Source organism: Thermomonospora curvata DSM 43183 (assembly GCF_000024385.1).
In the GTDB taxonomy this organism is placed as follows: Bacteria; Actinomycetota; Actinomycetes; order Streptosporangiales; family Streptosporangiaceae; genus Thermomonospora; species Thermomonospora curvata.
Genome location: NC_013510.1, coordinates 3034998 through 3050091, shown reverse-complemented (window position 1 = coordinate 3050091; position 15094 = coordinate 3034998). Strand labels below are relative to the sequence as shown.

The following is a 15094-nucleotide window of genomic DNA, read 5'->3' as shown; positions in this document are numbered from 1 at the left end:
GTCCCGAACCTTCCGCTCGGTCGGGGCGTCTGTACAACCGGGCGAAACTTACCGCCAAGAGCGTGAAGATCGGGACACAAGGGAGAACGAGTGAGCGGCAAGGGCAGGCTCTGGCTGGTCGTGGCCGGGGGCGCGGGCGCGGTGACCATGGCGGTCGCCGGCTGCGGCGGAGGCGGCGTCGCCGGCCTGGGCGAGGCCGAGAACGCCGTGGTGACGATCACTCCCGCCAACGGCACCGGCCAGGTCAAGCCGGACGCGCCGATCGAGGTCAAGGTCACCGACGGCAAGCTGGACGGCGTCACCGTCACCGGCGGGTCCGTTCCCATCACCGGCACGCTCAGCGCGGACCGCACCCACTGGCGGGCGGACCGCACCCTGGTGCCCGGCACCTCCTACACGGTGTCGGTGCGCGTCCGCGACGGCGGCAAGACGACCTCGGCGACCAGCACGTTCACCACGCTCAAGCCTCGGCAGACCTTCGGCATCGCCGACGTCACCCCCAACATCCGCGGGGAGAAGGTCGGCGTGGGCATGCCGATCATCGTCCGGTTCGACCGTCCGGTCACCAACAAGGCCGTGGTGGAGCGGGCATTGGAGGTCACGCCGGAAAAGCCCGTCGAGGGCGCCTGGCGGTGGATCGACTCCCAGCAGGTCATCTACCGGACCAAGACCTACTGGCAGCCGCACCAGAAGGTGCGTTTCACCGCCCGGCTGGCCGGGCTGCAGGGCGCCCCGGGCGTCTACGCCACCGAGGACAAGTCCTACACCATCGAGATCGGCCCCAAGCAGGTCATCACCGGCGACATCAACAAGCACCACGCCACCGTCTACCGTGACGGCAAGAAGCTGCGCACCATGCCGTTCAGCGCCGGCAACGGCACCACCCGCGAGTACACCACCACCAGCGGGGTGCACCTGCTGATGGAGAAGGCCCACCCGGTCAAGATGACCGCCCCGGGCCGCAAGCCCGGCGACCCCGGCTGGTATGAGCAGATGGTCGACTATGCGGTGCGCATCTCCAACAGCGGCGAGTACTTCCACTCGGCGCCCTGGTCGGTGGGCGCGCAGGGCAGGGCCAACGTCAGCCACGGCTGCCTGAACCTGAGCCCGCAGAACGCCAAATGGCTCTTCGGGATCGCCCAGCGCGGCGATGTGGTGAAGCTCACCGGCACCAGCCGGCAGCTCGAGTGGGACAACGGCTGGGGCTACTGGCAGCTGTCCTTTGAGGAGTGGAAGGAGGGCAGCGCGCTCACCTGAGCCCCGGCGGATACGGCTCCGAAAGCCCCCGGATGAAAGATCCGGGGGCTTTCGAACGGATAAGGGGCGATGGGGCCGACGGCAACACTTCGATCTCGACCGGCCGGAATCCCGCCGGTCGGGACATGCTCGTCGAGTTTTGTCGCTAATGTCTGTCCGGTAACCGGCGGGGTCTTGGAGGTTCACGGTGCGACTGCGTGGAATGGGGGCTGCGGGGGTCACGGGAGTCGTGGTGCTGTTCGCCTCGACCGCCTGCTCCGGGGGAGAGGGCAAGGGGACGGGCAGCACCGTCGCCGGCCAGGAGGACGCCGCAGCGCCCGAGGTGACGATCACCCCCGCCACCGGCACCACCCGGGCGGCCCCCGAGGACGGTGTGGTGGTCAAGGCGGCCAACGGGACGTTGGAACAGGTTGCCGTCACCATCAAGGGCAAGCCGGTGGAGGGCCGCATGTCGGCCGACAAGACCGTCTGGAAGTCCCGGACGCTGATCCCCGGCGCCGTCTATGAGGTCTCGGCGGTGGCCCGCAACGACAAGGGCAAGACGACCACGGCCACCAGCCGGTTCAAGACGATCAAGGCCGCCAGCCCGCTGACGATCGTCGACATGATCCCGATGCCGGGGGAGAAGGTCGGCATCGGCATGCCGGTCACGCTGACCTTCAACCGGCCGATCCCCGATCGCGCCAAGAAATATGTGGAGCGGGCGCTGCAGATCCGCTCCACCAAGCCGGCCGTCGGCGCCTGGTTCTGGATCAACGACCGGCAGGTGATCTTCCGGACCAAGAACGGCCAGTACTGGAAGCCCAACCAGACGGTCGCGGTCCGGGCCAACCTGGCCGGCATCAAGATCGGCAACGGTGTTTACGGCATCAGCGACTTCGGCCGCAAGTTCCGCATCGGCGACGCGCACGTCTCGATCGCCAACGCCAAGACCAAGCAGATGGTCGTCAAGGTCAACGGCAAGACCGTCAAGAAGACGCCCATCAGCGCCGGCAAGGGCGGCCGGGTCGTCAACGGCGTCGACACCTACCTGACCACCAGCGGCATCCACCTGACCATGAGCAAGCACCGGGTCGAACGGATGACCTCGGAGTGGATGGGCGTTGACCCCAAGGACAAGGCCAACGGCGGCTATGACCTGCTGCTGCCGCACGCGGTGCGCATCTCCAGCAGCGGCGAGTACGTGCACGCCAGCCCCGACCGCTACTGGGCGTTCGGCCGCGTCAACGCCAGCCACGGCTGCATCAACACCCCGCCGCCCTTCGCCGAGTGGTTCTACAACCTCACCTACCGCGGCGACATCGTCATCGTGACCGGCACCACGCGCCGCCTGCCGTGGAACAACGGCTGGAGCTACTACGAGATGCCCTGGAGCCAGTGGGTCAAGGGCAGCGCCCTGGACCGCGAGGTCAGGACCGGCTGACTCGATTCCGCTCTCATCCGCCCGGCCCTTGCCTTCGAAGGGCTGGGCGTCGCTTTCTTTTCACCGGAATTCTTTGAGCCGGTTGCCGCACTGGGAAATGGGGGTGTGCTCAGCCTTTCAGCGGACGCGGGTTTGCAGGGCGCGGCGGGATGATCAAGGGCGCAGCACGGTGCAGTGGGTCGTGCCGTGGGCCAGGATCTTGCCCCGCTCATCGGTGATGCGGGCCTCGGCGGTCGCGGTGGTCCGTCCGCAGTAGAGCACCCGGCCCTCGGCGAACACCTCACCGCCGCCGATGCGCAGCGGGCGGACGTAGTGGATGTTCAGCTGCAGCGTGGAGCAGAACGCCCCGGCGGGCATTTCGGTGTGCAGGGCGAGCCAGGCGGCGCTGTCGATGAGGGAGGCGGCGAGTCCGCCGTGCACGCCGCCCGTGCCGTTGCCGTGGTATTCGGCGGGTTCGAGCGCCACGACGACCCGGCCTTTTTCCGCCTCGACCCCGCGGATGCCGAGCAGGCGTGACATGGGAGCGGCGGGCAGCTCGCCGGAGAGCATGGCCTTGACCGCGTCGATGCCCTCCATCGACAGCGCCTTCAGCAGCCCGGCGTCCGGATCCTCCCAGGTGACGGTACGGGTTCGGGTTGCGTCGCTCATTCGGCCCTCCTGGCTCGACGGACGATGGGGCGTATCGCGCGCCGATCACTGAACCTTTTCCAACACGACGTTCTCGCAGGCGGGGACGGGGCCTTGGAGCCGGGGACGATGTCGTGACCTGCCACGTCATGACCTCGGATACCGCCTGAACTCCCGTCTTCGGTGCCTAAGGCCATGTGTTGGCAAAGGTTCACTCGGCCGGCCGGTGACGGACTCTGCCGTCTGCAGGACGCCGGCCGTGCGGACTTGCGGGATGCATCGCCACCGCCCACCTCACTTCACTAGTGAAGTAAGGGTGATCGCCGCCGTGCGCCTCTGTCAAGATCTGCACATGCCCGAGCCCGACGAGCGCCTGTACTTCCTGCTGCAACGCGCCGCCCACCGGCTGCGCACCATCGCCGACCGGCGCTGCCTGGCCGTCGCCGGGATCACCACCGCGCAGCTCGGCGCCCTGCTCGCCGTCCATGACCGGCCCGGCATCACCCAGCAGCAGCTCGCCCGGACCCTGGGCCTGCGCGAATCGGCCGTCACCGCACTGGTCGCCCGCTTGATCGCGGCTGATCTGATCATCCGCGACCCTCATCCGCACGAGCACCGCGCCGTGGCGCTGCACCTGTCCGAACGCGGCGCCGCCACGCTCCGCGCCGTCCGTCCGGAGATCGACCGTTTCAACGCCGAGTTGCGCGCCGTCCTCGGCGACACCGCCTTCACCCAGACCGCCATCGCTTTGAACAAGCTCGCTTACGGCGACTCCGACCCCGTTTAAGGGGGCGTGAGAGAACGCCGTGAACCATCGGCCGCCGAACTTGCACTGAACCTTTTCAACACGGACGTTCCCGCAGGTGGGGGCGGGGGTCTCGGAGCCAGGAACAATGCCGTGACCTGCAATGTCATGGTCGCGGACGTCGCCGGTGCTCCCGTCTCCGGTACCCAGGATCACGTGTTGAAAAAGGTTCACTGATGGGCGGAGCGGCTGCGGACGAGACGACGGGGAATCCGGCCGACGGCAGGTCGATGAGCTTTTCCTCCACGGTTTCGGACGCCTGTCGCTGCGTCCTTCTCAAAAGGCGGACCGCCGGTCGGAATATCCGTGGGGAAAGGTCTCACTAGCCGCAGGGCACGAAAAGGCGGCGGTTGAGTTTCGACGGCCCCCGTCACCCCCTATGTAGAGTTACGACATACCTGGTTATAGAGATTGAAAGCAGACCCCTGACCCGGCTGGCCATCGGCATCCGGTTCGCGCTCGGGTTGATCCGTGCGGCGCGTTCGGTTGGACATGCCCGTGCCGGGGGCGGCCCGCAGCAGCAATGACAAGCTCTTCTACACCTACGACGTCCTGGGCCGGAAGACCGCGCTGCGCTCCGGCTCGGCCAACGGCCCCTTGCTGGCGACCTGGGGGTATGACACCGTCCGCAAAGGCGCGCTGACCTCTTCCACCCGTAAGGGCACCGGCCCGGACGGCAACACCTACGACTACACCATCAAGGTCAACAACTACGACGTCCTCGGCCGTCCCCGTTCGGTCACCTACATCATCCCCAGTGTCGAAGGCGTGGGCACCAGCTACACCTTCGGCACCAACTACCACCTCGACGGCACCGTCCAGTCCCTGGGCATGCCGGCCGCCGGAGGCCTGACCGGTGAGGCGCTGGTCTTCACTTACGACGACTATCGGCGGCCGACCCGGTTGACCAGCAACCTGGCCACCTACGTCAACAACACCCTCTACACCCCCACCGGCAAGCCGCTGCAGTACGAGCTGGGCAACACCACCGGCAAGCGGGTCTGGCTCACCACCACCTGGCAGTACGGCACCCAGCGGCTGGCGTCCTCCCGGGGCGACCGGGAGAACATCACCGGCAGCGACCGCCACGCCGTCTACGACTACGACGACGCGGCAACATCACCTCCATCACCGACACCGCCCTGGCCGGCACTGAGATCCAGTGCTTCGGCTACGACTACCTGCGCCGCCTCACCGACGCCTGGAGCCAGGCCGGTGGCGCCTGCGCCGACGACCCCGCCGACGCCACCATCGGGGGCCCTGCTCCCTACCGGCTCACCTACACCTACGACATCGCCGGCAACCGCACCCAGGAGAAGCAGTACGGCGCCGGTGCCAATGGCGGTGCACTACAGGCCACCCGCACCTACGCCTATGCCGGTGCCAGTGGCGTGGACCCGTCGGTGACCGGCCACATGCTCGGTGCCGTCACCCAGACCGGCACCAGCCCTTACAGCGGGCCCGCAGTCACCGAGACCTACAAGTACGACGCCGTCGGCAACACGGTCGAACGCAAGATCGGCAACCGTACCCAGACCTTCACCTACGGCGCAGAGAACGAGCTCACCAAGGTCGTCGAGGCCGGCGCCCCCAACAGTGCCGACGACGGCACCACCACCTTCGTCTACACGGCCGATGGCGAGCGCCTCATCCGCCGTGACCCCACCGGCACCACTCTCTACCTGCCCGGCACCGAGGTGAAGCTGCCCAAGGGCGGCACCACCGCCACCGGCACCCGCTACTACGCCCACGGCGATCAGATCGTCGCCATGCGCACCCCCTCCGGGGTCACCTACCTGGCCCCCGACCACCAGGGAACCAGCCAGGTCACCGTCGACGCGGCCGACCTCACCAAGGTCTCCCGCCGCCACTACACCCCCTATGGCCAGACCCGGGCCACCACCGGCACCTGGCCCGCCTTCTTCGACAAGGGCTTCGTCGGCGGCACCAACGAGACCACCGGTCTCACCCACCTGGGGGCACGCGAATATGACCCCAACACCGGCCGTTTCCTGACCGTCGACCCGCTGCTCAATCTCGAATACCCGCAGAGCTGGAACGGCTACACCTACGCCAACAGCACCCCCGTCACCCAAAGCGATCCCGAAGGACTGGACGGTCCGCTCCGGGGCAACAGGGAGTGCTACTACTCAGGGAAGAACTGTGATGCGCCGGTGCCTGATGGCGGCTGGGATGGCGAACTTCGTAAGTACCCCAAGTACTTCCCCCCGATGCCAACGGGGAAGCAGAGGTACGACGAGTACCGTAGGCGCCTCACTGTCATCAGAGAAGCTCCGTACGACAATCCAGAATCTCTGAAGATGCGCATTGAGGCCGAGCTCGCCTTCTGCACTGAATATCCCGATGACGAACTGTGCGGCGGCGGCAAGGTCGATGTTCACGAAGCCCTTCAAGCGCTCGGCATGGCCGGGATGGACATCGCCGACATCGCCGACGGTCTTCTCTATGCAGCAGAAGGGAGATGGAAGGAAGCGCTCCTCTCCGGGGCGTCCGCCATTCCCTTCCTCGGTTCCCTGGCCACTGCCAGACGACTGGGCCGGGCAAGCAGGTCCTGCAATAGCTTCCTGCCCGGCACCGAGGTCCTCATGGCCGATGGCACCACCAAGCCCATCGAGGAGCTTCAGGTGGGTGACGAAGCGGTCGCCACCGACCCCGAAACCGGTGAGACCAGGGCCAAGAAGGTCCTGGCCACCATCGCCGGCGAAGGACCTGAGGACCTTGTGGAGATCACCGTCGATGTCGACGGCCCTCGTGGAGACAAAACGGGCCTGATCGTCGCCACGGACGAGCACCCCTTCTGGGCCGACGGCTTCATCCGCCGCTGGGTCGACGCCGAGAACCTGCGGCCCGGCATGTGGCTGCGCACCAGTTCGGGCACCTACGTCCAGGTCACGGCGGTCCGCACCCGCACCAGCCCGCACCAGCGCGTCCACAACCTGACCGTCGCCGACACCCATACCTACCATGTGCCGGCCGGCGGCACCTCGGTACTGGTCCACAATGGTGGAAAGGCCGGTCGGGCGAGATTTATCTTTGGCGTGCGGTCACTGCTCCCGAGCTCAGGTACATCATGAAGAATCGATCCTGGAAGAGCCCGAACGGGGTCAAGTACTTCTCCTTTACGGAGCGTGGAGCTGCTGAATATGCGCGGAGGGCTTACCGTGACTTCCCCGAAGGGGGGCCGTATGCCATGATCCGGACCAAGGTTGAACTTGCGGATCTCCCAGAGGGGGCTCGAATGACGTACACGGCCGATGTCATTGACGGTGGCGTTGCTCTCAATGATGAGGAATTGAAGATTCTGGGGAGGCCGTCGATCATGCCGAGCATGAGCATTGATGTGGGTTGCAAATGAAGTATGTGATCGCTTCAGGGCTGGCGAGAAACTTTGAGACGTGCCGAGAGTTCTTGGGGCACATAAAGGGGCTGGAGATCAGATTCGGATCATCTCCGGAAACGGGTTGGGACTGTGATGCCGAGATCGTGTGGTTTCCGATCGCCCACGATCGCTATGGAGGATTTCCAAAAACAGGTGTCGCCCAAGTCCTGGATAACAGCCGTTTCGACGGGGCTCCGGGAATCATCTTGGCGACGCCTCCCTTGATGAGGGGTTCCGCATCGAATGCTGATCAGGACGCCGAGAACGAGAGGTAAGTGCTGGAAATTCTACGCTCGTGTGTAGCGGCGTTCGTCGACGAGTTCGGTCGCGATGATGAATCAAAGATTCTGATCCATTTTGAGGGCTCCGGCATAGCCCGGCCGAATCTCGAGCCTACGCTGAAGGCTCTCGAAAAGTTCCTCAAAGAGGAGGGGTACGAATAAAAACCGCGTCCAGAGGTTCTCTGAACGGAAGAGTGCGCGGGCAAGTGCCAAAGGACTGAGAGGGCGCCGGATTTCACAAGGGGCGATCAGCCCTAGCCATCGGGCCGTGCCCGTTCGACGTTCTCACTGGTGGGACGGCAAGCCATGTGCCCGATCATGGAAGATGGATCCCAAGTTCACAGAAGGCAGGCAGCGCTTCGCAGGTCTTCATGGGCCGAGCGGTGGTGGCGCAGGAGGCGGCCGACGCCCCGTAGCTGTCCGCTGGCGGGTCGGCGCAGTGAGGTTTTCTCAGCGAAATTGAACGGGACACACCAGGGCAAAACATGCATCAGGGATGTTGAACGTGTTGGAGGGACGCTGCGCCATCGCCCTCTGAAAGCCACAAAGCCCCTGGCAGGAGCTCTCTTTACCACCAGAACGAGCCACTGCCCACAGGCTTTGCGTTGGTTCCCGATCATGCCATGCTCGACGCCTCCCGTCCCGTGGTTGAGCACCAGGCCCGGTTGCCGGCCGCTCGCCGTCGGATCGGCACCCCACGCGGTTCCCGGGGCTTGGGCCCGTTCTGCCAGGCCATGCCGGTGGCGCGTCGGCTTCCGGCATGGCACCGACGTGCCCGCCCCGACCCGCGATGCCGGCATCTGGCAGGCCACCGGCTACCGGCCTCTGCATGAAGGCATCACCGTCTCTCCAGGCGGGTGCCCACCTTGCATCAGGTCTTGGCCCACTGCCGCAAGGCAGGGCTTCGGCCCGTGACCTTGGATGGGATGCTCAGCTTCTGTGACCGGGCCACTGGCACCACCGAGGACGGTAACGACCTGCGATGCCCGGGGCAGGGCCCACCGTTGTGCGGGCAATGCTTCTGTTCCTTGCCGCTCCGGACGGCATCCCATTGAGGGTTTGCGATGTCGAACGCGGCAGCGCACACGATGTGTACACCGCCCGCCTCCACGCTTTGCCGGCGTTGTATCCGGCTGCCGCGGCGGGGCTGGTGGCATTGGCCGGTGTGGGCTATGTGGGGGCCGGGATCGGCATCCGCACTCCACGCCGCCCGCGTCCGACATTTCCAGCTCGTTGAATGCCGGCATTCGTGCTTATAACCGACTGGTGCGCAGTCTGCGCGTCCTGGAGGACCGCGCCGCCACGCGGCTCAAGCAGCGCCGGCGGGCTCTGCGTCATGTCACCTTGAGCCCTGGCCGGATCGGCGTCATCGTCCAAGCCGCGCTGGTGCTGAACAACGTCTGGCGGCGACTTTCGTTGAGAAAACCTCATTGCGGCCTGGGATGAACCACGTGCTGGTCGTGCAGCCGGACGGGACGATCATGAACGGGAACACCAGGGTCGCGGTTCTGCGGTCCCGTGGACACGATGTCGGCTTCTTTCCTCGCATGACCTATGACAAAGGAAATCGATGGTGAGCGAAGATTTTTGGGGCATGTGGCAATGAATGTCAGGGAAAAGTTTCTGGAGATTCTGGGATCAGAGTCCAGGGGAACTTTCTTGGTGTCCTTGGGGAATCATCTCGGAATTTCGATGCGCGATATCCTCAGGGAGGGAGGTTCAGGTGATTTGCGGCAGGCTCGAGCCTGCAATGAAATAATGATCGCCATTTGGTCTCAGGTGGGGGCGACGATTGGTGGGAGCGCGGCCGGCTATCCGGACTCGGAGTTCCTCTCGATTTTGATCGAGAAGGCGGATATGGGAAATGCGCGGCACCATCTTCGCAATGCGATCGAAGGTGCCCTCCTAGTGGTGGAGAGCGCCGAAGGGGCGCAGTAGGCATCGCTGGACTTGTGGAGTCAAGTGCTGAGGCGGGGCGCTCTCGGTGGGAAGTCCGCCGGTCATGAAGTGGAAGGTGGCCGACTCGGTCGGGAGTGCTCGGCATTCGGTCTGAGCCCGTGTGGCTGAGGCTCTGCTCGCGGCAGCAGGCTGGAACCGGCTGCGAGGTGGGGGCCGAGGACCTGCAGCTATCTGCTGGCGGGTCAGCGCGGTGAAACCGCCGGCCGTAGGGGCGGGGGACGAACCGAGGCGATGCTTAAAGCGGCGGCGTAGCCGAGGGCGCAGGCGGTGACCGCCATCGACCCGGGCCTTGGTAAATACGGAATGCTTTTGCACCAGGCGAGCAGGCGGATGTCGGCGACGGCCGGCTAAGACGGTGTACTGATACTTCGCCGCCTGGCGGGACGAGGGAAGTCCACCGAGCCGAACGGCCTGCTGCGCCGTCTCGCGCTCTGCCGAGGGCCGCAAGCGCGGCATCGCCACCGACGCCCTCGGCCTGCTGCCGGCTTCACCATCACCGCCGCGAGCGTGCAGGACCCCCATTGCCGGCACCCGCCTGTTCGGCCACGTTCGCACGGAGCATCCCACTGCCCGCAAGCCCGGGCCGGTGGCGGCCATCTCTCGCGCTTCATCGAGCACGCCGCCACCCTGGGCATCGACGCCCAGACCGTCCCCTGCGATCTCGCCGCCAAAGGTTTCACCGTGCCGCCCCGACGCCGGGTGGTCGAGCGAACCTTCGGCCATCTCATGCACCATCGCCGACCGGCCCGCGACTACGAAGCCCTGCCCGCCACCTCCGAAGCCATGATCCGCCTCGCCATGACCGGGCACCATGACCCGTCGCCTCACCGGCGAGAACACCTTGAACCGGCATGAAACCTCGCAAGAAGTGACTTGTTGGGTCTCATGAGCTCAAATGCCCATTCAGGCGGCCTGGCCGGGCTCGGGGCGCCCACTGCCGTGCCATCGCAAGTCACGGCCTCTTCTCCGGCCGGGGCGTACCCGTGCCGAGCCGCGGAAAAGGCGCACAGGAAAGGTTCGCTCCGCGTCGTCATCTCTGAAGTGGCCTGCTGTTTCCCACGGCGGCTGGGACTTCACTGCACCACAGGCAGGTGTTCTGGCGAAAATCCGGATCCAAGGCGCTGAGCGGGCGGCTGGAAGAAAGCGCCCGGAACGCCGTTCTGCTCGGGTGCATGGTGCGGCGTGGGCGCGGTGTATGCTCCTGCGGTGAATCGCGTATCGATCTTGGTCGCTTGGCTCGCCCTGTCCTTGTTCTCCCTGATCGGATGCTCCGGGAGTGACTCCTCATCGGGGGAGGCGCGGGCCGGTGCTTCCGCCGCGAAGGCGTCGCCGCGGTCGTCCGCCCCGGTGCAGACCGGCTATGCGCGGCGGACCGTGAAAGACTGCTCCTTCCTGGATGGCCGCCCCGACCTGCTCGCAGCGGTCTCTGCGGCGGATATCCGGCCGAGCGTGAGACGGATGCCGACGCTGAATCATCTCGGCTGTGACTGGAAGCGGGACAACCCCTCGGCCGTTCCCCTGGTAGTGGACGTCTGGGTGTACGCCTCCGCTTCGGAGAGCAGGGAGGCCGATATCGCGCGAGCACGGCGGGCCCACCGGCGGGCTCACGAATCGGCGCCCTGCCTGCCCCCGGTTGAAGGGGCGCTGCGCCCGGAGGGATCGGGCTGGGAGGAGGCGTGCCTCAAGGTATTTGAGCACGAGGGGATGATGTTCGACGTCCGCCGTGGCAACGTCCTCGTCTCTGTGGGGTATCACGGCGACATCACGCCCGATAGGCGGCAAGAAAGGGCATGCCTTCAGATCGCCCAGCTTGTGCTCGAGGCGATCGAGTGGGAAAGTGACGGGGTCCGCGTTTGACGGCTCGCCGGCTCCGGTTGAACAACCGGCCCGCCGTGCATTTTCCGAGAAATGCCGGAGAGTGGCCTGGTGAAGTGCCCGGGCGCTCTCCGCTGAACCCTGCCGCCCCGTGCCGATGGCGGTGCGGCGACCCTCGGCATCGTCGGCGCCCCCTCCGCATCCGCTCGCTGATCTCGCCAGGTGAACTATTTAAATGCACTTGATAAGGGTGCGTGTTGGTGGCGAGGAGTGGTTTTCTCGCCCTTGTTCAAATTCAAGTGTGAAAACGTTGAGATCATCCAAATTTGCCCTGGTTGACGGGGGTGATTGAGGACGCTCTTTGCGCGTATAGATCGCGATAACAGAGGAGCACCGTTCGCTGGCGGAGACCGCTTCTGTGTTTTTGATCAGGCGAATTTCATCCAGGCGACCCGGGTGCTGCCGGATGCGGGCGCCCCGGCGTAGTCGCCGTCGGCGGTGAAGTCGTGCAAGCCCAAAAGGAGGGTTCCGTTCGTACGGTCATGCATCTCCTTCAGCCACGCGATGACGTGGCGCACTCCTCGGCGGAGCCGGCCAGCGGACTTGTTCCCGGGTGATGTCAGACCACGTCGGGGGCCGGCACCTGGCTCAGCGTCCTCCAGTCGCGATGCGCGAGACCGTCGAAGCAGCGGCGGGCGATATGCGTCGTGGCGTTCGTCATGACCAGAACCTGTCGAACGTGTAGGGGCGAAGGGACGGATCCACAATGTGAAGACCGGGCCGTGCTCCAGCGCGTAGAGGTAGAACAGGTGCACTTCGGACAGGTCGAGGGTCTGCTCGCCGCGCCGTGCCCGCACCCGCAGGAGGACCGGCCCATGGTGTTCGTTGGCTTGCAGGCTGTGGACGTGGTAGCGGAGCGTGCCCTCGCTGAGGGTCAGCATCCGATCGAAGCTCTCCGCCATCCCGGCGGGGCCGTGGTAGTCACCGGCCACCTTGCTGCGGCCCAGCACCCGGCCGCAGGCCTCCGGTTCGAAGGCCGCCGCCACCCGGCGGAGATCGCGGCCGTGGACCGCCGTGTAGACATCGGCCGGGAACCGGCGGTTCATCGCGGTCACCGTCGTGTCTCCTTTCGCGTGAGCTCGGCCGGACGGAACAGGAGCGTCAGTGTCAGTCCGCTCACCGCGGCGCAGGCGATGACGAGGTGCGGGGCCAGGGCCTCGGCCAGGGCACCGGCGGCCGCGAATCCCAGCCCCTGCGTCACCACCAGTCCGGCGGTGTTCACGCCGTACACCCGGCCGAGCAGGCGCTCTGGGACGATGTCGAGCAGGACGTGGTCCATTGCGAGCGTGTAGGCCGAGCAGAGGCCGGTGATCATGAGCAGCACGAGCGCAACGGGCAGATCGGGACGCACCGCGAACCCCAGCAGCGGGACGGACCCGGCGGCGGCCAAAAGCCGGGCGGCCGATCGGCGGCGGTGCGGGGCGATCAGCCACACGCCGGCCAGCTCGCCCACCGCCGTTCCGGCCGGCAGAGCGGCCAGCCACCAGCCCGTGTCCGCCGGGGGCCGGCCGAGCGTCTCGACGTACGGTGTGCCCAGGCCCTCCGGCCACACCACGAAGAAGGGCACCAGCCAGAAGAACAGGAGCACGCCGGGCAGCCCTGGGATGCTGAACACCTCGCGTGCGCCGCGCAGCGAGTCGCGCGCCAGGGAGACGGAGGGCCGGCCGCCGCGCCTTGGCCGGTGCCGGAGCCGCCGGCGCAGCAACAACGCCGAGCAGCCGAGGACGGCCGCGCTTCCCAGCAGCGTGCCGCGCGGTGCCAGAGCCGCGACCAGAGCTCCCCCGACGGCGAATCCGGCGATCTGCGATGTGTGAGCGGCCACCCGGAGCAGGGACCGCCCGGCGATGACCCCTTCGCGGGGAAGGAGTTCGGCGACCAGGGCGCCGCGTACTCCCATCGTCAGCGGGACCGGGAGGTTGACGCAGAACAGCGTGGCCAGCAGCGCCCAGGCCGGCATTCCCGGCAAAGCCATGATCGTCACGAGTCCGGCGGGCAGCAGGTCGCCCGCCACGAGGAGGCGGCGTTGGGGGAGGCGGTCGATCAGGCCGGACAGCAGCGACCCCGCGAATAGGTGGGGCAGGAAGGACACCGTGAACGCCAATGCGGACAGCAGCGGTGACCCCGACCCGGTGTAGATGAGGACGTTGATGGCCAGCAGCATGCCGTTCTGGCCGAGCATGGACAGGATCAGGGCCGTGAGCAGCGCCCGGAACTCGGCCACGGCGAGCGCCTGCCGGTACCGGCCCTGGACCGGCGGCGGCTTGAGCGTCGTCATGGGACGACTGTGCGTCGCGGTTCCGGCGGCGGCGAGAGATTCGCTCAGGAGCGAATGATGGCCGTACGGCTGTACTTTGACCGGGCGGATCTGCTGCGGGTGCGCTTTGCCACCTCGCCCCTGCTGGAGACGGTGATCGCGACCCGGGCGCTGGTCACCCCGCAGGCACGGGTCTATCTGCGCCCCTGGTGGCAGGCGGTGCGAAGCCAGAACATAGGCGAAGAGCTGGGGCCGCTGCTGGCGGTCCAGCGACCGTACGGGTACATGCCGGACTTCCTCTGTCCGCCGCCGTCCGGGCCGGCCCCGAGGATCGAAGATCAGCTGGCGGAGGTGCGGGCCACTGCGCCGGCCGCGGTCAAACGGGACCTGGAACGGGCGCTGAGCCGGCAGCCGGACGCCGCGGCGCGCCGGGCCGTCCGAGAGCTGCTGGAGGAGCCGGCCGCGGCACGGGATCGGCTGGCCGATCTGCTGGAGGTGGCGTGGCGGCGACTGGTGCTGCCCTGGTGGCCTCGCATCAGGGAATTGCAGGCGGCGGACATCGCCCATCGTTCCCGGGCGCTGGCCGAGCACGGGCTGGGCGAGGTGATCAACGATCTTGACGACCGCGTGCGCTGGAAGAGCGACCGGATCGAGGTGCGGGCGTCCGCCGAGCATGAGCGGACGCTCGACGGCGCCGGGCTGGTTCTGATCCCCAGCGCGTTCACCTGGCCGATCATCGCCGTGGTGACCGATCCGCCGTGGCGGCCGGCCCTGGTCTACCCGGCGCGCGGGATCGCCAAGCTGTGGCGCGACCGTTCGGCGGAGGCACCGCAGGCGCTGGCACGGCTCGTCGGCAAGACCCGGGCCGCCCTGCTGGTCGCGCTGGACGTCCCGGCCTCGACCGCGACGCTGGCCGAACGTCATGGGCTGAGCCCCAGCGGTGTGTCGGCGCATCTGACCGCTCTCCACCGCGCTGGGCTGCTGACCCGCCGGCGGCATGGGCATGAAGTGCGGTACGGGCGGACGCCCCTGGGCGATCTGCTGGTGGACGCGGCTTCGCCGTGATCGGACCCGGGCCCGGCCACGGCGGCGACAGTCTTTAAAGCGCCGCGCAGAGCAGCCGGTTGTCGCCGCGCTGCCAGAGGACGCCGATTTCGGTGAATCCGGCGGCGCGCAGCGTCGCCAGGTGCGTGGACAGGGGTTCGAGCTCGTG

At 66.9% G+C, this 15094-nt stretch carries 13 protein-coding genes; 10 read left to right on the top strand and 3 right to left on the bottom strand.

The window, feature by feature from the left end:
- The first annotated feature begins 90 nt into the window (after positions 1-90).
- Together TCUR_RS12895 and TCUR_RS12890 are read left to right on the top strand one after the other, a co-directional pair.
- On the top strand, positions 91-1257 hold the full coding sequence (locus TCUR_RS12895; RefSeq protein WP_012852952.1) for a L,D-transpeptidase: 1167 nt from the start codon (positions 91-93) through the stop codon (positions 1255-1257).
- Positions 1258-1444: 187 nt separating this feature from the next.
- The gene (locus TCUR_RS12890) at positions 1445-2680 is read left to right on the top strand and encodes a L,D-transpeptidase (RefSeq protein WP_012852951.1); all 1236 of its coding nucleotides are present in this window, start codon (positions 1445-1447) and stop codon (positions 2678-2680) included.
- A gap of 153 nt (positions 2681-2833) precedes the next feature.
- On the opposite strand, the gene TCUR_RS12885 is transcribed toward TCUR_RS12890, so the two are convergent.
- The gene (locus TCUR_RS12885) at positions 2834-3328 is read right to left on the bottom strand and encodes a PaaI family thioesterase (RefSeq protein ID WP_012852950.1); all 495 of its coding nucleotides are present in this window, start codon (positions 3326-3328) and stop codon (positions 2834-2836) included.
- Positions 3329-3659: 331 nt separating this feature from the next.
- Here TCUR_RS12885 and TCUR_RS12880 point away from each other — a divergent pair, with 331 nt between their 5' ends.
- The 7 genes from TCUR_RS12880 to TCUR_RS12865 all read left to right on the top strand — a co-directional run bounded on the left by TCUR_RS12880 (position 3660) and on the right by TCUR_RS12865 (position 11609).
- Positions 3660-4094, top strand: coding sequence for a MarR family winged helix-turn-helix transcriptional regulator (locus TCUR_RS12880; protein WP_041441721.1), 435 nt, complete (start codon positions 3660-3662; stop codon positions 4092-4094).
- A gap of 489 nt (positions 4095-4583) precedes the next feature.
- Positions 4584-5519, top strand: coding sequence for a hypothetical protein (locus TCUR_RS24985; protein WP_052305503.1), 936 nt, complete (start codon positions 4584-4586; stop codon positions 5517-5519).
- On the top strand, positions 5516-7207 hold the full coding sequence (locus TCUR_RS24980) for a polymorphic toxin-type HINT domain-containing protein (RefSeq protein ID WP_052305502.1): 1692 nt from the start codon (positions 5516-5518) through the stop codon (positions 7205-7207). Before TCUR_RS24985 ends, TCUR_RS24980 begins: the two co-directional genes overlap by 4 nt.
- Before the next feature lie 1852 nt (positions 7208-9059).
- Complete coding sequence (locus TCUR_RS27090; protein ID WP_169313027.1) at positions 9060-9239, top strand: hypothetical protein; 180 nt, start codon at positions 9060-9062, stop codon at positions 9237-9239.
- A 108-nt stretch (positions 9240-9347) separates the two neighbouring features.
- Positions 9348-9731, top strand: coding sequence for a hypothetical protein (locus TCUR_RS26500; RefSeq protein ID WP_148233012.1), 384 nt, complete (start codon positions 9348-9350; stop codon positions 9729-9731).
- A 528-nt stretch (positions 9732-10259) separates the two neighbouring features.
- Positions 10260-10607, top strand: a complete 348-nt coding sequence (locus tag TCUR_RS28605; protein WP_169313026.1) for a transposase — start codon at positions 10260-10262, stop codon at positions 10605-10607.
- Between the two features lie 351 nt (positions 10608-10958).
- The gene (locus TCUR_RS12865) at positions 10959-11609 is read left to right on the top strand and encodes a hypothetical protein (protein ID WP_148233011.1); all 651 of its coding nucleotides are present in this window, start codon (positions 10959-10961) and stop codon (positions 11607-11609) included.
- A gap of 386 nt (positions 11610-11995) precedes the next feature.
- Here the strand turns inward: TCUR_RS12865 and TCUR_RS12860 are convergent, their stop codons facing one another.
- Together TCUR_RS12860 and TCUR_RS12855 are read right to left on the bottom strand one after the other, a co-directional pair.
- Positions 11996-12682 carry a hypothetical protein gene (locus TCUR_RS12860; RefSeq protein ID WP_012852945.1) on the bottom strand — a complete coding sequence of 229 codons (687 nt, stop codon included), beginning with the start codon at positions 12680-12682 and terminating at the stop codon, positions 11996-11998.
- Entirely contained in the window at positions 12679-13902 is a 1224-nt protein-coding gene (locus TCUR_RS12855) for an MFS transporter (RefSeq protein WP_012852944.1), read from the bottom strand. Before TCUR_RS12855 ends, TCUR_RS12860 begins: the two co-directional genes overlap by 4 nt.
- Before the next feature lie 57 nt (positions 13903-13959).
- Between TCUR_RS12855 and TCUR_RS12850 the strand changes: the two genes are divergently transcribed.
- Entirely contained in the window at positions 13960-14946 is a 987-nt protein-coding gene (locus TCUR_RS12850; protein ID WP_012852943.1) for an ArsR/SmtB family transcription factor, read from the top strand.
- Positions 14947-15094 lie beyond the last annotated feature (148 nt).

Coding starts and splice junctions, on each gene's coding strand:
- TCUR_RS12885 (WP_012852950.1), bottom strand. CDS start 3,328: ATGAGCGACGCAACCCGAACCCGTACCGTCACCTGGGAGGATCCGGAC.
- TCUR_RS12880 (WP_041441721.1), top strand. CDS start 3,660: ATGCCCGAGCCCGACGAGCGCCTGTACTTCCTGCTGCAACGCGCCGCC.
- TCUR_RS26500 (WP_148233012.1), top strand. CDS start 9,348: ATGACAAAGGAAATCGATGGTGAGCGAAGATTTTTGGGGCATGTGGCA.
- TCUR_RS12855 (WP_012852944.1), bottom strand. CDS start 13,902: ATGACGACGCTCAAGCCGCCGCCGGTCCAGGGCCGGTACCGGCAGGCG.
- TCUR_RS12850 (WP_012852943.1), top strand. CDS start 13,960: ATGGCCGTACGGCTGTACTTTGACCGGGCGGATCTGCTGCGGGTGCGC.